The 26,306-nt window shown below is 70.7% G+C and carries 19 protein-coding genes; 18 read left to right on the plus strand and 1 reads right to left on the minus strand.

The annotated features are described in order from the left end of the window. Positions 1-23: 23 nt before the first annotated feature. From ACWC2T_RS00150 to ACWC2T_RS00175, 6 genes are all read left to right on the plus strand, one after another. The gene (locus tag ACWC2T_RS00150; RefSeq protein ID WP_450668193.1) at positions 24-1,523 is read left to right on the plus strand and encodes a CYTH and CHAD domain-containing protein; all 1,500 of its coding nucleotides are present in this window, start codon (positions 24-26) and stop codon (positions 1,521-1,523) included. A 70-nt stretch (positions 1,524-1,593) separates the two neighbouring features. Then, positions 1,594-3,564: a TIGR03960 family B12-binding radical SAM protein gene (locus ACWC2T_RS00155; RefSeq protein WP_450668194.1), complete on the plus strand. Its 1,971-nt coding sequence runs from the start codon at positions 1,594-1,596 to the stop codon at positions 3,562-3,564. 159 nt (positions 3,565-3,723) lie between these two features. Then, the gene (locus tag ACWC2T_RS00160; protein WP_450668195.1) at positions 3,724-6,159 is read left to right on the plus strand and encodes a SpoIIE family protein phosphatase; all 2,436 of its coding nucleotides are present in this window, start codon (positions 3,724-3,726) and stop codon (positions 6,157-6,159) included. Between the two features lie 124 nt (positions 6,160-6,283). Further along, entirely contained in the window at positions 6,284-6,817 is a 534-nt protein-coding gene (locus ACWC2T_RS00165; protein ID WP_450668196.1) for a hypothetical protein, read from the plus strand. Between the two features lie 16 nt (positions 6,818-6,833). Continuing rightward, positions 6,834-7,844: a hypothetical protein gene (locus ACWC2T_RS00170; protein ID WP_450668197.1), complete on the plus strand. Its 1,011-nt coding sequence runs from the start codon at positions 6,834-6,836 to the stop codon at positions 7,842-7,844. A gap of 21 nt (positions 7,845-7,865) precedes the next feature. Then, a complete protein-coding gene (locus tag ACWC2T_RS00175; protein WP_450668198.1) occupies positions 7,866-9,200 on the plus strand; it encodes a Dyp-type peroxidase in 1,335 nt (444 codons plus the stop codon). 44 nt (positions 9,201-9,244) lie between these two features. On the opposite strand, the gene ACWC2T_RS00180 is transcribed toward ACWC2T_RS00175, so the two are convergent. Then, a complete protein-coding gene (locus ACWC2T_RS00180) occupies positions 9,245-10,030 on the minus strand; it encodes an alpha/beta fold hydrolase (RefSeq protein WP_450668199.1) in 786 nt (261 codons plus the stop codon). 137 nt (positions 10,031-10,167) lie between these two features. Between ACWC2T_RS00180 and ACWC2T_RS00185 the strand changes: the two genes are divergently transcribed. From ACWC2T_RS00185 to ACWC2T_RS00240, 12 genes are all read left to right on the plus strand, one after another. Then, positions 10,168-10,794: a TetR/AcrR family transcriptional regulator gene (locus tag ACWC2T_RS00185; protein ID WP_450668200.1), complete on the plus strand. Its 627-nt coding sequence runs from the start codon at positions 10,168-10,170 to the stop codon at positions 10,792-10,794. A 103-nt stretch (positions 10,795-10,897) separates the two neighbouring features. Continuing rightward, positions 10,898-12,010, plus strand: a complete 1,113-nt coding sequence (locus ACWC2T_RS00190) for a hypothetical protein (protein WP_450668201.1) — start codon at positions 10,898-10,900, stop codon at positions 12,008-12,010. A gap of 46 nt (positions 12,011-12,056) precedes the next feature. Further along, positions 12,057-12,833: a TIGR03936 family radical SAM-associated protein gene (locus ACWC2T_RS00195; protein WP_450668202.1), complete on the plus strand. Its 777-nt coding sequence runs from the start codon at positions 12,057-12,059 to the stop codon at positions 12,831-12,833. Positions 12,834-13,095: 262 nt separating this feature from the next. Then, entirely contained in the window at positions 13,096-17,232 is a 4,137-nt protein-coding gene (locus tag ACWC2T_RS00200; protein WP_450668203.1) for an Rne/Rng family ribonuclease, read from the plus strand. A gap of 233 nt (positions 17,233-17,465) precedes the next feature. Next, positions 17,466-17,786: a 50S ribosomal protein L21 gene (rplU, locus tag ACWC2T_RS00205; RefSeq protein ID WP_009188585.1), complete on the plus strand. Its 321-nt coding sequence runs from the start codon at positions 17,466-17,468 to the stop codon at positions 17,784-17,786. 14 nt (positions 17,787-17,800) lie between these two features. After that, positions 17,801-18,055 carry a 50S ribosomal protein L27 gene (gene rpmA / locus ACWC2T_RS00210; protein ID WP_055703572.1) on the plus strand — a complete coding sequence of 85 codons (255 nt, stop codon included), beginning with the start codon at positions 17,801-17,803 and terminating at the stop codon, positions 18,053-18,055. A 116-nt stretch (positions 18,056-18,171) separates the two neighbouring features. After that, entirely contained in the window at positions 18,172-19,620 is a 1,449-nt protein-coding gene (gene obgE / locus ACWC2T_RS00215) for a GTPase ObgE (protein ID WP_450668204.1), read from the plus strand. Between the two features lie 249 nt (positions 19,621-19,869). Further along, positions 19,870-20,265 (plus strand): hypothetical protein, encoded by a 396-nt coding sequence (locus ACWC2T_RS00220; RefSeq protein ID WP_450668205.1) that lies wholly within the window; start codon positions 19,870-19,872, stop codon positions 20,263-20,265. A gap of 192 nt (positions 20,266-20,457) precedes the next feature. Continuing rightward, complete coding sequence (locus ACWC2T_RS00225) at positions 20,458-21,954, plus strand: SDR family NAD(P)-dependent oxidoreductase (RefSeq protein ID WP_450668206.1); 1,497 nt, start codon at positions 20,458-20,460, stop codon at positions 21,952-21,954. Between the two features lie 199 nt (positions 21,955-22,153). After that, the gene (locus tag ACWC2T_RS00230; protein ID WP_450668694.1) at positions 22,154-24,262 is read left to right on the plus strand and encodes a hypothetical protein; all 2,109 of its coding nucleotides are present in this window, start codon (positions 22,154-22,156) and stop codon (positions 24,260-24,262) included. A 292-nt stretch (positions 24,263-24,554) separates the two neighbouring features. Continuing rightward, on the plus strand, positions 24,555-25,661 hold the full coding sequence (gene proB / locus ACWC2T_RS00235) for a glutamate 5-kinase (protein WP_450668695.1): 1,107 nt from the start codon (positions 24,555-24,557) through the stop codon (positions 25,659-25,661). 132 nt (positions 25,662-25,793) lie between these two features. Beyond that, the gene (locus ACWC2T_RS00240) at positions 25,794-26,219 is read left to right on the plus strand and encodes a hypothetical protein (RefSeq protein ID WP_351202993.1); all 426 of its coding nucleotides are present in this window, start codon (positions 25,794-25,796) and stop codon (positions 26,217-26,219) included. Positions 26,220-26,306: the final 87 nt, after the last annotated feature.

The following is a 26,306-nucleotide window of genomic DNA, read 5'->3' on the forward strand; positions in this document are numbered from 1 at the left end:
GCCCGGACAACTAGATTCGATCCATGGCGGATGCGAAACGCGAGATCGAGCGCAAGTACGAATCCGACGACAGCGGGCTGCCCGACCTGACCGGCGTCGGCGCAGTGGCGGCCGTCCTGGACAAGGGCCTGGTGGAACTCGACGCCACCTACTACGACACCGCCGACGAGCGCCTGGCCGCCGCCGACCTCACCCTGCGCCGCCGCACCGGAGGCTCGGACGCCGGCTGGCATCTGAAGTTCCCGGTCGAACCGGGCGTGCGCGACGAGATCCGGGCCCCGCTCTCCGACACCGTCCCGGAGGAGATCGCCGCCCTCGTCCGCTCCCGGGTCCGGGACGCCGCACTGGTCCCACTGGTCCGGCTGCGCTCCGCCCGCGATGTGCGCCACCTGGTCGACGCCGACGGCACCCTGCTGGCCGAGGCGAGCGTCGACGCCGTCACCGCCGAGCGCCTCGGCGGCAAGGGCAGGACCGCCCAGTGGACCGAGATCGAGGTGGAACTCGCCGACGACGGCGACCCCGCCTTCCTGGACCTGGTGGAGAAACGACTGCGCAGGGCGGGCGTACGTCCCTCGACGTCACCGTCGAAGCTCGCCCGGGCCCTGGAACAGACCGGAGGACAGCGCCGCGGGAAGGACAAACCCGCGCCCCCGGTGACGGCCGGCGACCACGTGCTCGCCTATCTGCGCGCCCAGCGGGACGTAATCGTCGAGCTCGACCCCGCCGTCCGCCGGGACGTGCCCGACTCCGTGCACCGTATGCGGGTCGCCACCCGCCGCGCCCGCAGCACCCTGCGCAGCTTCCGCTCCGTCCTGGGCCGCGCCGTCACCGACCCCATCGCGGCCGAGCTGAAGTGGCTCGCGGGCGAGCTGGGCGTCGACCGCGACCACGAGGTGATGGCCGAACGCCTGACGGCCGCCGTCAAGGCCCTCCCGTCCCACCTGGTCGTCGGACCGCTCCCCGAGCGCCTCACCTCCTGGACCGAGGCCCGCCGCGGCGGCGCACAGCCCCATCTGACCGGCGTCCTGAACTCCCGCCGCTACCTGACCCTGCTGGACACCCTGGACGCCCTCCTCGCCGACCCGCCACTGCGCAAAGCCGCCGGCAAGAAGCCGGAGAAGGTGCTCGCCAAGGCCATGGACAAGGACCTGGCGACCCTGTCCGCCCTGGTCGAGCGGGCGCTCGCCGCCCCGCCCGGCGAGGCACGCGACGTAGCCGTGCACGAGGCCCGCAAGAAGGCCAAGCGCACCCGCTACGCCGCCGAGGCGGCCACACCCGCCCTCGGCACCCCGGCCCGCTCCCTGACCAAGGCGACGAAGTCCCTGACCACCCTCCTCGGCGACCACCAGGACAGCGTCATGACCCGCCTGACCCTGCGCGAGCTGTCCGCGGTGGCCCACGCGGCGGGGGAGAGCACCTTCACGTACGGGGTGCTGTACGGGCGCGAGGAGGCCCGGGCGGCACAGGCCGAGGCGGAGCTGCCCGGACTCTGGAAGGAGATCAAGTCCGGGGCCGCCTGCTGAGCGTTCGGGGGAGCCGCTCGGCCGGGTTACGCTTGATGGTCACCCCTGTCAGCTCACGAAGGTTCGCGAGATGCCTGCCGAAGCCGCCGAGTCGGTGTTCCCGCAGCTCGAAGCACTGCTCCCGCACGTGCAGAAGCCCATCCAGTACGTCGGCGGAGAGCTCAACTCCACCGTCAAGGACTGGGACGAGTGCGACGTCCGCTGGGCACTCATGTACCCGGACGCGTACGAGGTCGGCCTGCCCAACCAGGGCGTCCAGATCCTCTACGAGGTCCTCAACGAGCAGGAGGGCGTCCTCGCCGAGCGCACCTACAGCGTGTGGCCGGACCTGGAGGCGCTGATGCGCGAGCACGGCGTCCCGCAGTTCACGGTGGACACCCACCGCCCCGTGAAGTCGTTCGACGTGCTCGGCCTGAGCTTCTCCACGGAGCTGGGCTACACGAACATGCTGACGGCCCTGGACCTGGCAGGTATTCCCCTGGAGTCCAAGGACCGCACGGACGACGACCCGATCGTCCTGGCCGGCGGCCACGCCGCCTTCAACCCCGAGCCGATCGCCGACTTCATCGACGCGGCGGTCATCGGCGACGGCGAGCAGGCCGTGCTGGACATGACCCGGATCATCCGCGCGTGGAAGGCCGAGGGCAGCCCCGGCGGCCGCGAGGAGGTCCTGTTCCGCCTGGCGAAGACGGGCGGGGTCTACGTCCCGGCGTTCTACGACGTCGAGTACCTCCCCGACGGCCGTATCGCCCGCGTGGTCCCCAACAAGAGCGGTGTCCCCTGGCGCGTGTCGAAGCACACGGTCATGGACCTGGACGAGTGGCCCTACCCCAAGCAGCCGCTGGTCCCCCTGGCCGAGACGGTCCACGAGCGCATGTCGGTGGAGATCTTCCGTGGCTGCACCCGCGGCTGCCGCTTCTGCCAGGCCGGCATGATCACCCGCCCGGTGCGCGAGCGCTCGATCACGGGCATCGGCGAGATGGTCGACAGGGGCCTGAAGGCAACCGGCTTCGAGGAGGTGGGCCTCCTCTCCCTGTCCTCGGCGGACCACTCGGAGATCGGCGACATCGCCAAGGGCCTGGCCGACCGCTACGAGGACGACAAGATCGGCCTCTCGCTGCCCTCCACCCGCGTCGACGCCTTCAACATCGACCTGGCGAACGAGCTGACGAGGAACGGCCGCCGCTCGGGCCTGACCTTCGCCCCCGAGGGCGGCTCGGAGCGCATCCGCAAGGTCATCAACAAGATGGTCTCCGAGGACGACCTGATCCGTACCGTCGCCACGGCCTACGGCAACGGCTGGCGCCAGGTGAAGCTGTACTTCATGTGCGGCCTGCCCACGGAGACCGACGACGACGTCCTCCAGATCGCCGACATGGCGACCCACGTCATCCAGAAGGGCCGCGAGGTCTCGGGCTCCAACGACATCCGCTGCACGGTCTCGATCGGCGGTTTCGTCCCCAAGCCCCACACCCCCTTCCAGTGGGCGCCCCAGCTCTCCGCGGAGGAGACGGACGCCCGCCTGGCCAAACTGAGGGACAAGATCCGCGGCGACAAGAAGTACGGCCGCTCGATCGGCTTCCGCTACCACGACGGCAAGCCGGGCATCGTCGAGGGCCTCCTCTCCCGCGGCGACCGCCGCATCGGCGCGGTGATCCGCGCGGTGTACGACGACGGCGGCCGCTTCGACGGCTGGCGCGAGCACTTCTCCTACGACCGCTGGATGGCCTGCGCCGACAAGGCCCTCGCCCCCTTCGGCGTCGACGTCGACTGGTACACCACCCGCGAGCGCACCTACGAGGAGGTCCTCCCCTGGGACCACCTCGACTCCGGCCTGGACAAGGACTGGCTCTGGGAGGACTGGCAGGACGCCCTCGACGAAACAGAGGTCGAGGACTGCCGCTGGACCCCTTGCTTCGACTGCGGGGTCTGCCCGCAGATGGACACCCACATCCAGATCGGCCCGACCGGCAAGAAGCTGCTCCCTCTGACGGTCAAGAACGCGGGTCCGGCGCCGGCATCGAGTGGGCACGTGCACTGACGGATGACTGTGTGAGCCGTTGAGCCCCTTGCCTGGCGGCAAGGGGCTCCTCAGTGTCGCCATGACATTCCTGCCGAAGCTCCGGGCCGAGGGGAACGGAAGAGTCGCGGACGGAGACCGCCGGGAGGAACATCGAGTCACGGAGGCAGGGTGGTGGCTATGGGGACACCGTCGACGCATTTCAGCGAGAGCCCTGAGGATCCGTTCGCCCTCGGGCGTGGGGCCTCGGCTGCGCTCGACGATCAAGGCACGGTGGTCGCCTGGAGCACACGTGCGGAGGAGCTGCTGGGCTATACGGCCGAGGATGTGATCGGACGGGCGTGGCAGACCCTCCTGGTCGATGCCCGTGACCTGCCTGTCGCGCGGTCCATCGTCGTAGAGGCCGTGAAGGCGGGAGGATGGTTCGGCGTCCTGCCCGTCCGGCACCGGGACGGGCGCCGTGTGGAGATGGGTTTCCGGGCCCGTGCGGTCACCCGGGAGGGGGGTGGTCAGGAGTGGCTTCTGGTCGGCGCTCCTGCCGCCGATGTCATTGCCTGGCAGCGGGACCGTGCGCTGCTGGACGGCTTGTACCGCCGGTCCCCGATCGGTCTGGTCACTTACGGCCCGGACAGGAAAGTGATTCGGGTCAACCGTGCGGTCGCAAAGGCGAGTGGCGTCCCGGCCGAGGCGCCGGTGGGCCACCGCCCCCGCGAGTTCCTGGTCGACGAGGACGCGGGTCCGGCAGATGAACGGGTCCGGCACGTCCTGGAGACCGGTGAGCCGCTGATCTTCACGGAGCAGTCCGCTCGGGCACGCCACGATCCGGGTCGGGAGCGGATCGTGTCCGTCTCGGCGTTCCGGATGGAAGACGCCTCGGGCCGGGTTCTCGGCGTGGCCGAGACGATCGAGGACGTGACCGAGCGCCACCGGGCGCAACGCAGGCTCGCCCTGCTGAACGAGGCGAGCGCCCGCATCGGAACCTCGCTGGACGTGGCACAGACCGCTCGGGAACTGGCCGAGGTGGCCGTCCACGGCCTGGCCGACTACTGCTCGGTCGACCTCCTCAAACCCGTGACGTACGGTGACGATCCCGTGCCCGGTGCGACAGGTACGCTGATCCGGGCTGCCCTCATACCACCAGAACGCCGCGTTCCGCTCCAGGAAGGCGAAGTGGTCCCGCTGCTTCCGGAATCTCCACAGGCGCGGTGCCTGGCCGAGCGTCGTCCGATTCTCGAGAAGCACTTGTCCCTCCGCCCCGAGTGGTACGCAATGGACCGCCGGCGCGTCGAGATCGCCATGGGGCTCGGAGTTCATTCGTTGATCGCGGTACCCCTCGTCGCACGCGGCTGGGTCCTGGGCGTGGTGAGCCTGTGGCGGTCGGGCAATTCGGAGCCTTTTGAAGGTGAGGATGCTGCAGTGGCCGATGAGTTCTCCTCGCGTGCCGCCGTCTGCATCGACAACGCGCGCCGCTTCACGCAACAGCAGAGCGCCGCTCTCACGCTTCAGCGCAGCCTGCTGCCGAAGACAGGGTCCGACCTGCCGGCTGTGGAGGTGGCTTGCCGGTACCTCCCGGCCAGCGGCGAACCGGGCGTCGGCGGTGACTGGTTCGACGTGATCCCGCTGTCAGGCGCCCGGGTCGCCCTCGTCGTGGGCGACGTGGTCGGGCACGGCATTCACGCAGCGGCCTCGATGGGCCGGCTGCGCGCCGCCGTGCGTACCCTCGCGAGCCTCGACCTGGAACCCGACGAGGTGGTCGCGCGGCTGGACGATCTGGTCAGTCTGCTGGCCGCCGAGATGGAGGCGAACGCTGACGGCAACCAGTGGGCGATCGAGCAGATACTCGGAGCCACCTGCCTGTACGCGGTCTACGATCCGGTCTCCCAGCACTGCTTCCTGGCACGCGCCGGCCATCCGGCGCCGGCGGTGTCCACCCCGGATGGCGAGGTGACTGTGCTCGATCTGCCCGCCGGTCCGCCGCTGGGCCTGGGCGGACTGCCGTTCGAAACATACGATCTGGAGCTCCCAGAAGGCAGCCTGCTCGCGCTCTACAGCAACGGCCTGCTGGAGGCACGCAATGGCGACATTGACACCGCGCTGGAGACCTTGCGCGCATGTCTCACCCGCGCCACAGAACCGGTGGACCAGACCTGCCACGCCGTGGTCGATGCGCTGCTGCCCAAGGACCACCTCCCCGCTGACGACATCGCGCTGCTCATCGCACGTACCCGGGTGCTCCGGCCAGAGAATGTCGCCTCATGGCAGCTGCCCTTGGAAGCGACCGCTGCCGCCCGCGCCAGAGAGCTGACCACGGCGAAACTGACCGAATGGGGGCTGGCCGATCTGGCCTTCACCACCGAGCTGGTCGCCAGCGAACTCGTCACCAACACCTACCGGTACGCAGCCGGCCCCGTCACCTTGCGTCTCATCCGTACGCACTGTCTGATCTGCGAGGTGTCCGACACCAGCCACACGTCCCCCCACCTCCGACGGGCCCTCAGTACGGACGAGGGCGGACGCGGGCTCTTCCTGGTCGCGCAGCTCACGGAGCGGTGGGGCACCCGCTACACCCATGACGGCAAGACAGTCTGGACGGAGCAGCCTCTTCCGCTTTCCTGACCTGCGGCCTCCGCAACATCAGCCGATTGCTTGGGTGTCGGCCATCTACGCCGGCCCGCCGCGCGCGCCGAGCGATCCGGCGGGAAAATGAATGCGCCCGGCCACGGGATGGCGGGAGGTGGACATGGAGATCAAGCCTGCGGCGGTCGTTCTCCCCAAGGAGACGGATCATCTCGAGCAGGGGAAGTACGGGCCCGTATTTCCCAGGACTCCGGCGTGCTATGGATTCACCATTGTCGCGCGGGTCAAGCCCGGCCACGCCGATGCGATGCGGGAGTACGGCTACGCACTGGCCAAGGCACTGGAACAGGATCCGTATCTCCTCGCACCGTTGAAGCTGCACTACTTGCGCTGGGTGCTCTTCGACGACGACACGCGCTTCATGTATCAGGGGATCTTCGACACCGACTTCGACAAATACACCGAGGACGCTGTCGCGCTGTTCTCAAAGGCGGGCGTGAGTACGGCGTTCGAGCATCTGGAGGGGTTTCCGGAGGACTGGCGGACCAATCCGGAGGCGTTCGGCAGATTCGTCCGGGATCACCACTGTCCGAGCTTCATCGAGTACGGGGAGTATCCGTACGTGACGGCGGACGAGATCAAGAAGGCGTTGCGGATCAAGAGCGCTCTGTCGGAGATGCTGGACCAGATGCAGTGAGGCTGGGAGCTGGGCGATGGGCGAGGCCAGAACAGCGCGGGTCTACAACCAGCGGCACGTCCCTCGGAAGGACACCCCTGCCGGGCGGCGCGTGAGCATCTACGTCTCGTGGAGCTATCCGGCCGAGGCAGGTCGGAACGCGGCCGAGCTGGACAACCGGTTCTCCACGATGACCGAGGTCAGACGGGTGGCGTGGCCGGCGTACGAGGACCCGAAGTGGTCGGACCCCTATCGGTTCCAGCAGGGCATCGCGGGGTCGCTTGAGTTGTTCTTCTGGGCCTGGGTGCCGTTCCAGGACTTCGTCCAGGAGGTGACCGGGCATCCCGTCCCGGTCTACCAGCGCATCGACCAGGCCGGATTCCCTACCCCGCTCGATGAGCGGGTGCTCGACGACACGGACGTCCTGTTCGTCTTCGGACTGGACCACATGATCACCGGGCAGGAAGCCGAGCCGGGGGAGATCGAGGCGCTGCGGGCCTTCCTCGCCCGGGAGGAAGCCCGCCTGGTCCTGGGACCCCACCACGACGTCGGCGCGTCGGACGATCTGTCCGTGCGGGAGGTGGAGTACCGCCACCACGGCGATCCCCTGGTGCCGCGCCAGCAGCGGTTCGCCACCTACGTCAGGGACCTGATGAAAGGCCTGGGCGTGCCGGTCATCAACCGGTACGGGCTGCGTCCCGCCACCGGTGAGGGCAACCGGATCGCTCCTTTGTCGACCGTCCCGGACCTGGATGAAAAGGGGTGGCTGAACGGGGTCACGAACTTCAACTTCCACATGCACCTGCCGCACTACGCGGTGACGAGTGACGAGCCGAAGGCCATCCATGTGCTGGCCCGGCAGCCGATCGACATGTCCCGGCCCCATCCGTTCACCGAGGACGGGAACACCGAGTTCAACATGTTCCTGTGGATGCCCCCCGGCGACGACCGCGCGGCAGACGTGCTGCTGGCCGACTCCACGATCTTCAGCACGCTCTTCGGCGCCGACGACAGCCTGCGGAATTTCTGGCGCAACCTCGTTACGTAGCGATGCCGCAGGGAGGCCGGCGTGAGCGCATCCACCCACGTCACACTGGAACTCGACGACATCCAGCGCGGGGTCCTCAGCCCACGCCCCACCCCGTACGCGGCGACGTACCTGGTCTTCCGCATCGACGACCGCACCCAGGGCCGCGAGCTGATGCGGCGGGCTAGCGCGGTGACGACCTCCGCCGCCGACACCTCCAGCCCCCTGGGGGACACCTGGGTCAGCGTCGCCGTCACCTACTGGGGCCTTGAGGCTCTGGGGGTGCCGCGCCCATCGCTGGAGTCGTTCGCCTGGGAGTTCCGGCAGGGCATGGCAGCCCGCGCACGAGCGCTGCGCGACGAGGGCGACAGCAGCCCAGAGCACTGGGAAGCACCCCTCGGCACGCACGACGTCCATGTGGTGATCACGGCGATCGCGCCCGACCCCCCGCGCCTGGAGGAGGCCATCGACCGCGCCCGTCCCGCCTACGACCGCCTGCCCGGTGTGACGGCGATCTGGCGGCAGGACTGCTACGCGCTGTCCACCGAGAAGGAGCACTTCGGCTACCTCGACGGCGTCAGCCATCCGGCCGTCGAAGGCAGCGGCATCCCGGGGTCCAATGAGTTGGAAGTGCCCTTGAAGAGTGGGGAGTTCGTTCTCGGCTACCCGGACGAGATCGGCGGCGTCCAGACGCCGCAGCCGGCCGTGCTGGGACGTAACGGCAGTTATGCGGTCTTCCGCAAACTCCACCAGGACGTCGCCGCCTTCAGGCGCTATCTGAGGGACAACTCCGCCGGGGCCGGGGACGAGGAGCTGATCGCCGCGAAGATCATGGGGCGCTGGCGCAGCGGAGCCCCTCTGGCGCTCGCCTCGGAGCACGACGACCCCACCCTCGGCTCCGACCCCCACCGCCGTAACACCTTCCTGTACGAGCAGGACGACCCGATGGGATTCACCACGCCCGGTGGCTGCCACATCCGCCGGGCCAACCCGCGCGACGCCTCGGTGGCCGGAGAGGTACGGCTGCACCGCATGATCCGGCGCGGCGCCGTCTACGGACCGCCATTGCCCGATGGCGTGCTGGAGGACGACGGAGCGGACCGCGGCCTGATGTTCGCGTTCATCGGCGCCCACCTGGGCCGGCAGTTCGAGTTCGTCCAGTCGCAGTGGATGAACGACGGCGTCTTCTTCGGGGCCGGCAACGCGATGGACCCCGTGGTCGGCGCCGCGGACGGGGAAGCCGGCTACACCATTCCCCGGCGACCGGTGCGGCGCCGCCTGGCTCCGCTGCCCCGTTTCGTCGTCACCCGTGGAGGCGAGTACTGCTTCCTGCCGAGCCTGAGCGCCCTGCGCCGGCTCGGAGACCTCCGCGACTGACCGGGCGGACACGCACCATGGACGCCGCCTGCGGTCCGCGACCGTCACAAGGTGGCGAGGAACGCGCGGACGGCGTCGGCGAACTCGGTCGGTGCACTGGTGGGCAGCGTGTGGTCGGCATCGAGTTCCACCAGCCGGGTACCGGGCCGGCGTTCGGTCATGGCCGTGGCCTGCTCGGAGGTGATGACGCCCTTGGTGCCGCGGAGCAGCAGGGCGGGGCAGGTGGTGGCGGTCCAGTCGTCCCAGTGGTCGCCGTGCACCTGGTCCTCGGACTCGTACATCTCCTGGGGATGGAAGGGGAGCCGCCAGCTGCCGTCGGAGTTCTGCCGCAGGCGGTCGGAGAAGTACGGGGCCGCCGGTCCCATGCCCTCGATGAGTGCCTTGCGGGTGGGGGCTTCGTACGGCAGGGCGAGCAGGAAGCCGAAGGGGTTGGAGCCGTCCAGGCCGAGAGCGGCGGCACCCTCCACGTTGATCAGGGCGCTGACGCGCTCGGGGTGTTGGGCGGCGAACTGATAGGCGTTGATGGCCCCGAGGGAGTGGCCGAGCAGGACGGCCCGGTCGAGCCCCAGGTGGTCGAAGAGGGCTTCGGTGTCAGTGAGGTAGCCCTCGCGTGAGTAGTCGGCGGCGCGGTCCGACTCGCCCTGGCCGCGCTGGTCCGGTGCGATCAGGTGCCAGGTGGGGCCGAGCGCCCGGGCGAGCGGGGCGAACGTGGCGCCCTCGGACAGGTGCCCGTGCAGGGCGATCAGCGGGCGGCCGGTGCCGCCGAAGTCCAGGTACGACAGGCGGCGGCCGTCGAGGTCCAGAGTGGCCCGAGTGGCGTTGTCGGTCATGGAGGTCCCCCTTGCGTTCAGGTCGCTCGGTTGCGATGGCAGAACCGTATCCGCGAGTTGGGCGAGCGCGCAATACGAATGTATAAGACGTGCGTATAAATCGAGATCGACGGAGGGGGTCGGATAGCGTCGCCGGCATGGGAAACCGCGAGGATCTGCTGGCCGGGGCCAGGCAATGCCTGGAGGAGAAGGGGTGGGCCCGTACGTCGGTGCGCGACATCTCGGCCGCTGCGGGCGGCGTCAGCATGGCCGCCATCGGCTACCACTTCGGCTCCCGGGAAGCGCTGCTGACCGCCGCGCTCATCGAGGCGATCGACGAGTGGGGCACCCGGCTGGGCCGTGCCCTGGCGTCGTTCGGCGGGCCCGGCGGCACCGCGGGCGAGCGGTACGAGGCGATGTGGGACGCGATCATCGAGTCCTTCGAGACCGACCGCACGCTGTGGGCCGCTTCCGTCGAGGCGCTGGCCCAGGCCGAACACTCCCAGGACCTGCGGCGTTACCTGGCCGGCGGGCAGGTCCAGGGACGCCGAGGTCTCGCGGCGGTTCTGTGCGGCACGTCCGAGGAACAGGTCGACGAGACGACGGCTCGCACCCTGGGCGCCGTGCACATGGCCCTTCTCACGGGCGTCATGACGCAGTGGCTCACGGATCCGGGCTCGGCTCCCACCGCCCGCGAGATCGTCGCCGGGATACGCGCCCTCGCCAGCACCATCGGCGCCGTGACGGACGACGGACCCGACGGCGGCGGCCAGGTGTGTCCGTGACATCCGCCCTGTTCGGGTGGGGGTTTGTGGGCACCCGGGGTGCCCTCGCGGCGCCTGTCTCCGGCGCCGGATCCGAACGGGCTGTTCCGGCGTCTACCCCGGTATGGAACTCCACGAGCCGGCTCCCCGGACCCGGCAGCCGGAAGGGTGCCTGACCGTCGCGATCCGCGTGCCGCTGCGGATCGTCGTCCTGGTGCTGGTGGTGCCGGTGCGGATGGCGTGGGACGCCCTCGTCGTCACCGGAAGGTTTCTGCGGGACACCGTGCTCAGGCCGCTCGGCCGGGCGCTGCTGTGGCTCGGAACGGCCCTGTTCGTATGGCCGTTGGTGGGCCTGTGGCGCCATGTCCTGGTCCCCGTCGGCAGGGCGCTCGCCCGGCTCGCCACCGTCCTCGTCGTCGTACCGGCGGCATGGGTGTACGCGCGCGTGCTCACGCCCGTGGGGCACGCCGTCGTACGGCTGGGCCGCGGGGTGGCAGCCGGGCTGGCATGGGTGTACGCGCATGTGCTCAGCCCGGTCGGGCACGCGGTCAGCCGGCTGCTGAGGGGCATCGCCGCGGTACTCGCCGCCGTGGGCATCGGCGTGTACACGGCCGTCGCCCGGCTGGCCCGGTACCTGCTCGTCGTGCCCGCGCGATGGCTGTACGACCGGGTCCTCACGCCCGTCGGCCGTGCCGTCGCCCGGTGCGTACGAGGGCTGGGGTGGCTCCTGGGCATGATCGGCACCGGTATCGGGGTGGCCCTGTACGGGACCCTCCGCGTCCTCCTGGTCCTGCCCGCCCTCGCGCTGTGGCGCTGGGTTCTCGCCCCCGTCGGCCGGTTCCTCGCTGTGGTGGCGCGCGAGGTCGGCGACGCCCTCGGGCACGCGTGGCGGATCGCCGGACGGATCTCGCGCGCCGTCGGCCGTGCGCTCGCAACCCGCTTCCGGTGGATCTTTGTGGAGCCGCTGCGCTGGGTGTACCGGACCGTGCTCACCCCGGTCGGCCACCTCGTCCGGGACGCCGTGCTGCGGCCCGCCGCCGAGGGGGCGCGCGTGGTGGGCCGGGCTGTCCGCGAGGCGCTGGCCGGTGCCCGCGACACGGTACGGCAGGCCCGCGCCGACGTCCGGCGGATGCTGTTCGGCGAGCCGAGGCAGCCGGCCCCGGTGGACCGGCGGGAACTTCAGCGGCCCGCGACACGTACTCTTGGCAGCAGTACGACCGCACTCACGAAGGACTAGGACACTGGGCAAGCGACAGCCCGAAGGCCCGCCGCCCGCACCCGCGGTGCAGCGCATCCGACTGCGCTACACCAAGCGCGGCCGCCTGAGGTTCACCAGCCACCGAGACTTCCAGCGCGCCTTCGAGCGTGCGCTGCGCCGCGCCGAGGTGCCCATGGCGTACTCGGCCGGATTCACGCCGCACCCGAAGGTGTCGTACGCCAATGCCGCACCCACCGGCACGGGCAGTGAGGCGGAGTACCTGGAGATCGCGCTCACCGCACCGCGCGACCCGGAGACCCTGCGCGTCCTCCTCGACGAGTCGATGCCCGCCGGGCTCGACATCGTCGAGGCGGTCGAGGCACGGACCTCCGGCCTCGCCGACCGGCTGACGGCCTCCGTCTGGGAGCTGCGGCTGGACGGCGTCGACCCGGTCGACGCCGAGTGCGCGGTCGACGTGTTCAACCGGGCCGGGACCGTCGAGGTCCAGCGGATGACCAAGAACGGCGTCCGCACCTTCGACGCCCGCCCGGCCGTGGTGAGCCTGGAAACGCACGGTTCACCGGCTGATAGGCCTAGCGACCAGCCCTGTGCGATACTGCGGCTGGTTGTTCGGCACGTGACGCCTGCCGTACGACCCGACGACGTCCTGTCCGGTCTCCGCGCCGTGGCCGACCTGGCGCCGCCGGTCCCCGCAGCGGTGACCAGGCTGGCGCAGGGGCTGTTCGATGAAGAGACCGGCACGGTGACCGACCCGCTCGCGCCCGACCGCGAGGCAGCCGAGGCCCTGACGGCCCAACCGGCCGCCGCCGCGACGGCGCCGACGCCGGAAGGTCCCGCGTAGGGACGGACGTCGTAGCGCCGCCCTCGTACTCGGGAGCCACCTGGGTCGGGCAGCGCACCGACCAGAAGACTTTCGCCAGGCCGTACCGACAAGGCGTACGGAACCGGCGAGACAGGACACAGAGTGCTCCCGTGCGGCGCCCGCGCCCCGGACGGCGGCCATCGCGCACCGCGCGGGCCGTGGACGTCAACGGCGTACGGCCTTTGCGGACCGACGCCGGACCAGGCGCGGCGCCCGGGAGCCTGACGGGAGAAACGCCCGCATGCTCGAGCCGATCGAACCCACTGAGGGTTCTGAACTGAACACTCCCAGCGACACCCTGCCGCCGCGCAGGCGTCGCCGTGCCGCCTCCCGCCCGGCGGGCTCGCCGGCCGTGGGAGAGGCGTACGCCGAAGTGACCGTGCCGGCCATACCGGCCGCCGAGTCCGACGAGCTCGCCGAGGCGACTGAGGCCATTGAGGCCGCTGAGGCTGAGGGAACCGAAGAGGCCGTAGCGGCGATCGAGGCCGAAGAGGCCGGTGCGAGCGAGGAGGCCCCGGCCGCCGCCGAGGCACCCGCTGCCGAGGAGGCCGCGCCCGCGGGGCGTCCGCGTCGTCGGGCCACGCGCCGGGCGTCCGCACCTGCCGGTGCCCCGACGTCCGTCGAGGCCGTCGTGCCGGCCGCGCCCGCCGCGGAGACCGAGAAGGACGAGGAGCAGCCCGCCGCCGTGGAAGAGGCCGAGCCCGCCGCCCGTCCGCGCCGCCGTGCCACCCGCCGCGCCTCCGCGCCCGCCGGTGCGCCGAAGGCGGCCGAGTCCGCTGCCGCCGAGCCCGTGGCCGCTGAGGCCGTCGCCGAGTCTGCCGAGCCCATGGCCGACGAGGAGGGCGCTGGGCGTCGTACCCGCCGCCGGGCCACGCGCCGGGTGTCCGCTCCCGTCGGTGCGCCGGCGGCCGCTGAGCCCGCTGCGGCTGAGGAGTCCGCCGAGGCTCCGGTGGCCGAGGTTGCCGTTGCCGCCGAGCTCGTTGCCGATGAGGAGGGTGCTGGGCGTCGTACCCGGCGTCGGGCCACGCGTCGGGTGTCCGCGCCCGCCGGTGCGCCGACGTCCGCCGAGTCCGCTGCCGCCGAGGCCCCGGCAGAACCCGTCTCCGCCGCCGAGGCGCACACCCCGGAGGTTCCCGCGACCACGCACACCACTGAGCAGGCGCCGCAGGCCCCCGCCGAGGAGGCCGCCCCGCGTCGCACCCGGCGTCGGGCCGTGCGCCCCACGTTCGGGTTCGCCGAGCCCGCGCAGCCCACGCAGCCCGCGCCGGTCGCCGAGAGCGAGGAGGCCGAGGCCGAGGCCCCGCGTCGGCCGGCCCGCCCGGCCGTCGCCGTCTTCCAGGCGCCGGTGTTCACCGAGCCGAAGTTCCAGACCCCGGAGCGCGCCGCCGCCGAGGCCGCCGCCGAGGCCGCCGGGGCGGAGGAGCCCGAGGAGGAGGCGGAGGAGCGCGCCGAGACCGGTGCACGCCGTCGCCGTCGCCGCCGGGGTGCCGAGGAGACCCGGGCCGTCGAGCCCGTTGCCGAGGAGGAGCCGGAGGAGCCCGCCGAGGGCGAGGAGGCCGAGGAGGCCGAGGAGGCCGAGGAGGCCGAGGAGACGGAGGGCGCCGAGGGCTTCGAGGAGTCCGGTTCGCGCCGCCGTCGCCGTCGTGGTGGCCGCCGTCGCCGTCGCGGTGAGGCCGCCGAGGGCGAGGGCGCGGACGCGGAGGCCGAGGAACTGGCCGCCGAGCAGGCGGCCCAGGACGCCGAGGACACCGCCGAGCAGGAGGAAGAGGACGCCGAGGAGGCCTACGAGGAGGCCGGGGCGTCCAGCTCCAGCAGCCGTCGCCGCCGTCGCCGTCGTCGCCGGGCCGGTGACACCACCGTCGATACCGCGCCCAGCGAAGGCGACCCCGAGCGCACCGTCGTCAAGGTCCGCGAGCCGCGCAAGCCCGCCGAGCCGTCCGACGAGGTGCAGTCCATCAAGGGCTCGACCCGTCTGGAGGCCAAGAAGCAGCGCCGCCGTGAGGGTCGCGAGCAGGGGCGCCGCCGCGTTCCGATCATCACCGAGGCCGAGTTCCTGGCCCGCCGCGAGGCCGTCGAGCGCGTGATGGTCGTGCGTCAGCACGGCGAGCGCACGCAGATCGGCGTCCTCGAGGACGGCGTGCTCGTCGAGCACTACGTCAACAAGGAGCAGTCGACCTCGTACGTCGGCAACGTCTACCTGGGCAAGGTCCAGAACGTGCTGCCGTCGATGGAGGCCGCCTTCATCGACATCGGCAAGGGGCGGAACGCCGTTCTCTACGCCGGCGAGGTCAACTTCGAGGCGCTGGGGATGGCCAACGGTCCCCGTCGTATCGAGTCCGCGCTGAAGTCGGGGCAGTCCGTCCTCGTCCAGGTCACCAAGGACCCGATCGGGCACAAGGGCGCCCGTCTGACCAGCCAGGTCTCCCTCCCCGGCCGCTACCTCGTGTACGTGCCCGAGGGCTCGATGACCGGCATCAGCCGCAAGCTGCCCGACACCGAGCGGGCCCGGCTGAAGACCATCCTCAAGAAGATCGTCCCCGAGGACGCGGGCGTCATCGTGCGCACCGCCGCCGAGGGCGCGAGCGAGGAGGAGCTGCGCCGGGACGTCGAGCGGCTGCAGGCGCAGTGGGAGGACATCCAGAAGAAGTCGAAGAACGGCAACGCGCCGACGCTGCTGTACGGCGAGCCGGACATGACCGTCCGGGTCGTGCGCGACATCTTCAACGAGGACTTCTCCAAGGTCATCGTCAGCGGTGGCGACGCCTGGGAGACGATCCACGGGTACGTCTCGCACGTCGCGCCGGACCTGGCGGGCCGGCTGTCGAAGTGGACCTCCGAGGTCGACGTCTTCGCCACCTACCGGATCGACGAGCAGCTCGCCAAGGCCCTCGACCGCAAGGTCTGGCTGCCCAGCGGCGGTTCGCTGGTGATCGACCGGACCGAGGCGATGGTCGTCATCGACGTCAACACCGGCAAGTTCACCGGCCAGGGCGGCAACCTGGAGGAGACGGTCACCAGGAACAACCTGGAGGCGGCCGAGGAGATCGTGCGCCAGCTTCGGCTGCGCGACCTCGGCGGCATCATCGTGATCGACTTCATCGACATGGTCCTGGAGTCCAACCGCGACCTGGTGCTGCGCCGCCTGCTGGAGTGCCTGGGCCGCGACCGTACGAAGCACCAGGTGGCCGAGGTGACCTCGCTGGGCTTGGTGCAGATGACCCGCAAGCGGGTCGGCCAGGGCCTGCTGGAGTCCTTCTCCGAGACCTGCGTGCACTGCAACGGCCGCGGTGTCATCGTGCACATGGAGCAGCCGGTTGCCGTCGCCGGTGGCGGTGGCGGCAAGCGCAAGAAGCGCGGCCGTGGTGCCGACGCGCAGGAGCACGTGCACGAGGCCGCCGCCGTGGCCGTCGAGACCGGTGAGGCCGTCGAGCCCGAGGTGGAGACCGCAGTGGAGGTGGCCGCCGAGGTCGCCGAGCCGGTCGCGCTCCCCGCTCCCGAATTCGCGCCGGACGAGGAGCTGTACAGCAGCGTCGCCGAGGCGGAGGCGGCGGCCACCCGTGGTCGTACGCGGCGCCGGGCGAGCCGCCGGGCGTCGGCTCCGGCGGGCGCGCCGAAGGCCGAGGTCCGCCGCGAACGGATCGAGGAGGCCCTGAAGACCGAGGCCGCCGTGGCCCCGACCGCGCAGGACGTCACCGCCGAGGAGGCGACGGCGCGCCCGGTGCGTCCGGAGCCCGCCGCCGAGGCCCTCGCCGAGCCGGTGGCCGCCGAGGACCAGGTGGTCCGGGCGCCGCAGGCCGAGGCCGTCGAGGAGGCCGCGCCCAAGGGCCGTACGCGCCGTCGTGCGACCCGGAAGGTGTCGGCGCCGGCCGGTTCCCCGGCGGGCGCCGAGGCGGCCGTGGTGACGGTGCCCGAGACCGCGCCCGCGGCCGAGGCACCGGCGGTCCAGCCCGAGGCGGAGGCCGTGGCACCGGTTGCGGCCGCTCCGGTCGCCCCGGTCGCGGAGGCGCCCGCCGAGAGCGCCGCCCCGGCCCGTCCGCGCCGTCGTGCCGTGCGCAAGGTCGCCGCGCCGACCGCGTCCGAGGAGGCGGCCGTCGTGGTCGTCCCGTCGGCCGCGGAGGAGGCCCCGGCGGGCGAGGTCACGGCCGAGGAGGTGGCCGAGGCGACGGCTCCGGCCAAGAAGGCGGCCCGCAAGACCGCCAAGAAGGCCACGGCGAAGAAGGCCGCCGCCAAGAAGACCGTGGCGAAGAAGACCGCGGCCAAGAAGACGGCCGCCAAGAAGACCACGGCCAAGAAGGCGGCCAAGACGGCCGCCGCGAAGTCGACGGCGAAGAAGACCACCACGGTCTCCGCCGCCGGAGACGCGGGCGACGAGGGCTGACGCCCGGCGTGTGGGGCCGGTCCGCGTGACCGGCCCCACACCCCGGCGGGCCCGGTTTGACCCTGCAGGTCATGGCCCCGTAACCTTGACCGTCGGCGTGTCCACTGAACACGCCACATCCCCGTAAACCTCTTCCTCCCGGGCACTGGGTTGGCCGGGAGAGGTCGTCCGTGGTGGTTCTGGGCGGCTGGCCTGCGGGGGTGCCGGTTCTGACGAGCGAAAGAGAGATCCGCGTGTACGCCATCGTGCGCAGCGGTGGTCGCCAGCACAAGGTTGCTGTCGGCGACATCGTTGAGGTTGACAAGATTTCCACTGCCAAGGTTGGCGACACGGTCGAGCTCTCGACCCTGCTCGTTGTCGACGGCGACGCTGTGACCAGCGACCCGTGGGTGCTGGCCGGCATCAAGGTCCAGGCCGAGGTCGTGGACCACCACAAGGGCCAGAAGATCGACATTCTGCGCTACAAGAACAAGACCGGCTACCGCCGTCGGCAGGGCCACCGCCAGCAGTACACGGCGATCAAGGTCACGTCGATCCCCACGGCTGCGAAGTAAGGGACTGAGGAGAGATGGCACACAAGAAGGGCGCATCGTCCACCCGGAACGGTCGCGACTCGAACGCCCAGCGGCTCGGCGTGAAGCGCTTCGGCGGTCAGGTCGTCAACGCGGGTGAGATCCTGGTCCGCCAGCGCGGCACCCACTTCCACCCCGGCGCCGGTGTCGGCCGTGGCGGCGACGACACGCTGTTCGCCCTGCAGGCCGGTGCGGTGGAGTTCGGTACCCACCGCGGCCGCAAGGTCGTGAACGTCGTTCCGGTCGCCTGAACCAAGGCGTAGACCGAACGTTTCGCGAGGCGGACCTCACTTCCCGGTCGGGAAGGCGGGTCCGCCTTTCGCGTGTTGAACAAGGACAAACCGTATTTCTCTGGAGGCACTGAACCATGACCACCTTCGTGGACCGCGTCGAGCTGCATGTCGCCGCGGGTAACGGAGGTCACGGCTGTGCCTCCGTACACCGCGAGAAGTTCAAGCCGCTCGGCGGCCCGGACGGCGGCAACGGCGGCCGCGGCGGTGACGTGATCCTGACCGTCGACCAGTCGGTCACCACGCTGCTCGAGTACCACCACTCCCCGCACCGCAAGGCCACCAACGGCAAGCCCGGCGAGGGCGGCAACCGCTCCGGCAAGGACGGCCAGGACCTGGTCCTGGCGGTGCCGGACGGCACGGTCGTACTGGACAAGGCGGGCAACGTCCTCGCCGACCTGGTCGGCCATGGGACGTCGTACATCGCCGCGCAGGGCGGCCGCGGCGGGCTCGGCAACGCGGCGCTGGCGTCCGCCCGCCGCAAGGCGCCCGGCTTCGCGCTGCTCGGCGAGCCCGGCGACCTGCACGACATCGTCCTGGAGCTGAAGACCGTCGCCGACGTGGCGCTGGTCGGCTACCCGAGCGCCGGCAAGTCCTCGCTGATCTCCGTGCTCAGCGCCGCCAAGCCGAAGATCGCCGACTACCCCTTCACGACGCTCGTGCCGAACCTCGGTGTCGTCACCGCCGGTTCGACCGTCTACACCATCGCCGACGTGCCGGGTCTGATCCCGGGCGCCAGCCAGGGCAGGGGACTGGGCCTGGAGTTCCTGCGGCACGTGGAGCGGTGCAGCGTCCTGGTGCACGTGCTGGACACCGCGACCCTGGAGTCCGACCGCGACCCCGTCTCCGACCTGGACGTCATCGAGGCCGAGCTGCGGGAGTACGGCGGCCTGGACAGCCGGCCCCGGATCGTCGTCCTGAACAAGGTCGACGTGCCCGACGGCAAGGACCTCGCCGAGATGGTCCGGCCCGACCTGGAGGCCCGCGGCTACCGCGTCTTCGAGGTGTCGGCCGTCGCCCACATCGGGCTGAGGGAACTGTCCTTCGCGCTCGGTGACCTGGTGGCCAGGGCGCGCGCCGCCAAGCCCAAGGAGGAGGCGACCCGGATCGTCATCCGGCCCAAGGCCGTGGACGACACCGGGTTCACCGTCACCCGCGAGGAGGTCGGCGGCGAGCCGCTGTTCCGGGTGCGCGGCGAGAAGCCCGAGCGCTGGGTCCGCCAGACCGACTTCAACAACGACGAGGCCGTCGGCTATCTCGCCGACCGCCTCAACCGCCTCGGTGTGGAGGAGGAGTTGATGAAGGCGGGCGCCCGGTCCGGCGACGGCGTCGCCATCGGACCCGAGGAGAACGCGGTCGTCTTCGACTGGGAGCCCACGGTCATGGCCGGCGCGGAGATGCTGGGCCGCCGCGGCGAGGACCACCGCTTCGACGAGGCCCGGCCCGCGGCGCAGCGCCGCCGTGACAGGCAGGCCGAGCGGGACGAAGCGCTGCGGGAGTACGACGACTTCGACCCCTTCGAGTAGGGACGCGAGCCCAACCGTGCGGCGTGGCGAGGCACTTGAGCCTCGCCACGCCGCACTTTTTCGGTTCTGACCGATGGCCGAGACCGATCTGCTGCCCGGCGAGGGCAAGCTCTGGTACTACGACGCCCACCGCCGCTGCCACCTCTTCCACATCCGCCCCCACGAGCCCGGCGTGCGGGGCGTGTGAGCCGCCGAGCCTGGGAAGTGCATGCGCGGTCTAATCGGTTTCTTACCCTCGCCGAGACCGAAATGCTGCGCAATCTTGATGTCGAATTCCGCGGTAATGGACTGCCGGACGAGCTGTATTTCCGACTTGTCCGCGGTAATGCCGTGTTCCATATGGAGAACGCGTGCCCGTCCCCATCCGGAGACGTGAAGATCGTGACTCCGCGCCGGGCGGTGGAGGCGGCATGCGCGACCGTGACCCAGCTGGGCGTGCGGGTCCTCGGCGATCCGGCCCTGCAGTCCGCCGTTGCCGAGAAGCCGGAAACCGGTTGTAACGAGCCCTTTCTCGCCCTGGAGGCCGCGGCCGGAGCGGCCTGTGTCCGGACACCGTGCGCCAGACGTCGTCGAAGGAACTCGTCCCGGGTGCTCGGGCATCGCCGCCTTATGCGGCTCGGGCGGCGCCGAACCTTGTCCGCGTGAACCTGTGGCGAACCTGTGGACTCACTCACAGCAAATTCATGGGTGTTCGAGAGGTTCCGGCCTCAATCACGACGAGTACAAGGTGAATGACAGGTTGCGCTCAGATATGCATGGGATGTCGCTCGCCTTGCACTTTCCTTACCTAAAGTGCGACCATTTCGCAGTTCCCTGTCGCCCCTAGGTAGGTCATCTGTGTCCCAGCGCATAGCCAAGCCCCGTACCACCGCAGTGATCCTGGCCGGTGGTACCGGTCAGCGGGTGGGTCTGTCGATCCCCAAGCAGCTGCTGAAGATCGCCGGCAAGGCAGTCATCGAGCACACCCTGACCACCTTCGAGAAGGCCGACACGATCGACGACGTCATCGTGCTGATGGCGCCGGGCTACGTCCCGGACGTCGAGAAGATCGTCGCCAAGGCCGGCTTCACCAAGGTGAGGAAGATCGTCGAGGGCGGCTCGACGCGGAACGAGACCACCGAGCGCGCCATCTCCGCGCTGGGCGAGGGACTTGCCGAGGGCGAGGACCTCAACGTGCTCTTCCACGACGCCGTACGCCCCCTGCTCTCGCGGCGCGTCATCGACGACTGCGTGGCCGCGCTGGAGCGTTACCAGGCCGTGGACGTCGCCATTCCGTCCGCGGACACCATCATCGTCACGCGCACGCACGGCGAGGACGGCGAGTTCATCACCGAGATCCCGGACCGCTCCCGGCTGCGCCGCGGCCAGACCCCGCAGGCCTTCAAGCTGTCCACGATCCGCCGCGCCTACGAGGTCGCCGCCGGTGACCCCAACTTCCAGGCCACGGACGACTGCTCCGTCGTGCTCAAGTACCTTCCGGACGTGCCGATCCACGTCGTCGCGGGTGACGAGTACAACATGAAGGTGACGCAGCCGGTCGACGTCTTCCTCGCGGACAAGCTGTTCCAGCTCGCCTCCACCGCCGCGCCCGAGCAGGTCGGCGAGGACGCCTACCGCGAACTCCTCACCGGCAAGACGCTCGTCGTCTTCGGCGGTTCCTACGGCATCGGCAAGGACATCGCCGAACTCGCCGAGTCCTACGGCGCGAACGTCTACGCGCTGGGCCGCTCCACCACCGGTACCCACGTGGAGAACCCGGAGGAGGTCGACGACGCGCTGTCCAAGGCGTACGCGGAGACCGGCCGGATCGACCACGTCGTCAACACCGCGGGTGTGCTGCGCATCGGCAGGCTCGCCGAGACCGACAACGCCACCATCGAGGAGGCGCTGAAGGTCAACTACCTGGCCCCGGTGCAGATCGCCCGTTCCAGCTACAAGTACCTCGCCGAGACGGGGGGCCAGTTGCTGCTGTACACCTCCAGCAGCTACACCCGCGGCCGTGCCGAGTACTCCCTGTACTCCTCCACCAAGGCCGCCATGGTGAACCTCACTCAGGCGCTGTCCGACGAGTGGGCCGGCGACGGCATCCGCGTCAACTGCATCAACCCCGAGCGCACCGCCACCCCGATGCGCACCAAGGCCTTCGGCCAGGAGCCCGCGGGCTCGCTGCTCTCCTCCGAGGCGGTGGCCCGTACCTCCCTGGACGTGCTGCTGTCCGAGCTGACCGGTCATGTGATCGACGTCCGTCAGCAGGACCCGACGGCGGGCGCGGCCCAGGCCTCCGGCTTCGAACAGGCGCTGGCCGGCGTGCTGGACCGTCAGGACGGCATGTAATAATTCGTCAATAGATTCTTAAGCTTCTTAGGGATTTCAGGCCTCTGTTGTCGTCCATTCACCGGGCGTTAGCAGAGGCCTGAATCCGTACATCTCTTACATCTCTCACAACTTCTGCGAATCTCACAACTTCTGCGAACCGGCACTCCCTCCCAGAGCAGGTTTCTCCGTGATATCCACCGCTATTCGCGTCGCCCGGGTGGGCAGCGCGGCCGAGCTGGCCGCGGCGGCCCTCATGATCCTGGGCTTCCCGGCGCTCATGCTGGCCGCGCTCGCCCCCAGCGTCCCCGCCTTCGCGGCCCTGGCCGCCGTGACGTATCTGGCGGACCACTATCTGCACCGCAAGAGCAGCTACCTGATCAACCGCCTCAGCAAGATCCGGGCGGGTCTGTCGATCCGCTTCCTGATCCGGCAGCTGCTGCTGATCCTGCTGCTGGCCCGCCTGTCGCACGCGGACGACCTGATCTTCTACGGCGCCGTCGCCTGCTTCATCGCGTTCTACGGCCTCCAGGCCCCGCACGGCGCGCTGGTCACCCTCATCCGCAACCGCCGCCGGATGCCGGTCGCCACCCGCAACGTCGACCTGAAGTCCCGCATCCGCATCCCGGACGCCCCGCCGCGCCGGCTGCTGCATCGCAGCGCGGAGAAGATGCTCCACCTGGACGTCTTCGCGATGACCGGCATCATGATCTCCGCCGGGCAGGACTCCCCGGCCGCCCCGGGCTTCGCCGGCATCGGCCTCACCGTCGCCCTCGGCGTGCTGTACGTGCTCGTGCTGATGCCGTACGTGCGCGGCCGGAAGATCCCGCCGAAGGCCGACGTCGTCCTCGCCGCCGTCGACGACTGGCTGGCCGACCACAAGCCGGAGACGGTCCTGTACTTCTCCGGCTCCAAGGACTCCGCGTACCAGGTCAACATGTGGCTGGAGACGATGGAGCAACTGGAGTCCCGGCCGCTGGTCATCCTCCGCGAGCGCGCCATCCTGAACAACCTCGCGCCGACCACGGCCCCCGTCATCTGCGTGCCCGGAGGGGTGCACCTGATGAACATGGACCTGTCGACCGTGCGCGTGGCCCTGTACGCCGCGAACGTCGGCAAGAACATCCACATGCTGCGCGTGCCCACCATGAAGCACGTCTTCATCGGCCACGGCGACAGCGACAAGCTCGCCAGCGTCAACCCGTACAGCAAGGTCTACGACGAGGTGTGGACCGCCGGCCGCGCCGGCCGTGACCGCTACGCCATCGCCGATGTGGGCGTCCGCGACGACGACATCGTGGAGGTCGGCCGCCCGCAGCTCGCGCCCATCCAGACCTGGCAGGGCGTGCCCGACGGCCCCCGCGACGGAGCCGCCGACGGACACTGCCCGACGGTTCTCTACGCGCCGACCTGGGAGGGCTGGGACGGCAACCCGGGCAACACCTCGATCGTGCTCGCCGGCGAGACCATCGTGAAGAAGCTGGTCACGGCCGACCCGCCGGTCCGCGTCCTGTACAAGCCGCACCCGTTCACCGGCACGGTCAGCAAGGAGGCCGGCGCCGCGCACAGGCGGATCACCGCCCTGGTGGAGAAGGCCGCCGCCGAACGGGCCGCCGACTCCCGCTTCACCGCCGACGGCAGGGCGATGGCCCGGGCCAAGGCCGAGCTGGCGCGGATCGAGGCCCGGCTCGCCGAGCTGACCGGCGCCGGCGGCGACAAGGGGGACGAGGCCGAGGCCACCCGCGACGGCGTCGTCGACGTGGCGCGGCACGCGGAGATCGCCCGGCTGCGCGCCGAGTGGAACACCGCCTACTGGCGCTCCTTCCCGTCGTACGAGCACCGCGTCATCACCGGCGCCGAGCCGCGCCTGTACGACTGCTTCAACGTCTCCGACGCGATGGTCTCGGACATCTCCTCCGTGGTCTCCGACTTCATCGCGAGCGGCAAGCCGTACGCGGTCACCGACTCCGGCGAGCTCGGTCACGAGGAGTTCAAGCGGCAGAACACGGCCGTGCGCGCCGCGGTGATCCTGTCCAATGACGCGGGTGAGCTGGGCGGCCTGCTGGACGCCGTGCGCGACCCGTCCGCCGATCCGCTGATGGACGCCCGCAAGGAGCTCAAGCGCTATCTGCTGGGCCCGGACGAGCCGAAGTCCATCGACCGGTTCAACACGGCGGTGGCCGACCTGGCCCTCAAGGCCGAGGTGCGCAACGTCGGCCAGCAGTCCCGGCTGAGCGCCGGGGGCACGGGCCCCACCGAGCTGAGCAATGGGGTGCCGGGTCAGCGGATGGCGTCCGCCGACGACCAGGACGGTGTGAACGCGGGCTGACACCCCACCGTCGGCGTGGGCCGGTCCCGGGAGCGATCCCGGGACCGGCCCATCACGCGGCGGGTGCGTCGGTAGACGGAGGCGGCGGGTGTGGTGGCCGTGCCCTGCGCCTTGTGTGAGCGGGCCGGCTCACAACCTTTTTGCCGTACTCACATCGTGAGTGAACGGCTGCCCAGAGCCTGTCCGGACGCTGGACCGGCGGGCGCGAGGCGATCCACTTCGCGTAGATTGCGGCACAGGCAGCCAAACCGCGCGAGAAACTGAGGACAAGGTGGCAAGGGCAAGGCAGGCCGTGGGCGAGGCCCGCAGGATCGTCGTCAAGGTGGGCTCCTCGTCGCTGACCACCGCCGCCGGCGGCCTGGACGCCGACCGCGTCGACGCGCTGGTCGATGTGCTGGCCAAGATCCGCAGCGGGGGAGAGCGCGAGATCGTCCTCGTCTCCTCCGGAGCGATCGCCGCCGGGCTCGCCCCGCTCGGCCTGCGCCGCCGCCCCAAGGACCTCGCCCGGCAGCAGGCCGCCGCCAGCGTCGGCCAGGGCCTGCTCGTCGCCCGCTACACCGCCTCCTTCGCCCGCTACGGCGTCCGCGTCGGCCAAGTCCTGCTCACCTCCGACGACATGAGCCGCCGCGCCCACCACCGCAACGCCTCCCGCACCCTCGACAAGCTCCTGGCGATGGGCGCCTTCCCGATCGTCAACGAGAACGACACGGTCGCCACGGACGAGATCCGCTTCGGTGACAACGACCGCCTGGCCGCCCTCGTCGCCCACCTCGTCCACGCCGACCTGCTCGTCCTCCTCTCCGACATCGACGGCGTCTACGACGGTGACCCCAGCAAGCCCGGCACCTCGCGGATAGCGGAGGTCAAGGGCCCGGAGGACCTCGCGGGCGTCGAGATCGGCAGCGCGGGCAGGGCCGGCGTGGGCACCGGCGGGATGGTCACCAAGGTCGAGGCCGCCCGGATCGCGGCCGGCGCCGGCATCCCCGTGGTCCTCACCAGCGCCGTGCACGCGGCGGACGCCCTGGGCGGCGGCGACACCGGCACCTACTTCCACCCCACCGGCAAGCGCTCCGCCGACCGGCTCCTGTGGCTCCAGCACGCCTCCACCCCGCAGGGCGCGCTGACCCTGGACGACGGTGCGGTGGACGCCGTCGTGAAGCGGCGCAAGTCGCTGCTGCCCGCCGGAATCGCCGCCGTGGAGGGCGAGTTCAGCGCCGGCGACCCCGTCGAACTGCGCGACACGGCGGGGCGCGCGGTGGCCCGTGGGCTCGTCAGCTTCGACGCCAAGGAGATTCCCCGGCTGATCGGACGTTCGACCCGCGAACTGGCCCGGGAACTGGGCCCGGCGTACGAACGCGAGGTCGTACACAGGGACGACCTGGTGCTCCTGCACCCGTAAAACAGGACGTAGCGACGGCTCCCGGTGGGGGACGTTCCGTAAAACCGCCCCGCGGTGCCACAGGTCCTGCTCAACTTTGTCTCAGAGAGACGTCCGAGTGGCGTTCCCGAACGGTGGGTCAAGGAGGCCGTCGTGAGACGAGTGCGCGCTGGGGTGGCCACCCGCGGTGCCCTGACGAGCGTCGCGGCCGGCGACACCTACGAGGAGCCCAAGGACCTGCCCCGGCTGTGGCACGTCACCCTCAGCGTCGCCGGGCCGGACGTCCCCCTCGCGGATCTGCGCCGGGCCCTGGAACAGCTGGCCCACGACCACCCCTTCCTGCTGACCAGCCGCTATGCGAGCGACCATGCGGAGATCCGGTACTGGGAGGAGGCCCGTGACCTGCACGACGCCGCCGCCGTCGCCCTGCGCCTGTGGGGCGAGCACCGGCAGACCGCCGGACTGCCCCCGTGGGAGATCGTCGGCCTGGAGGTCATCGACCGCGAGACCTACCACCAGCGCATCGCCGAGGGGTACGGCCCGCCACCCGCGACACCGGTCGGAGTCCACCCCTTTTGATCCTTCTTGAGATCTCTTGAGATATCTTGAGGCCTCTTGAGCCCACTTGATCCCTCCTGGGGTCTTGTCTCGGGGTTTGGGATGAGC

The sequence above is a fragment of the Streptomyces sp. NPDC001393 genome (assembly GCF_053597455.1).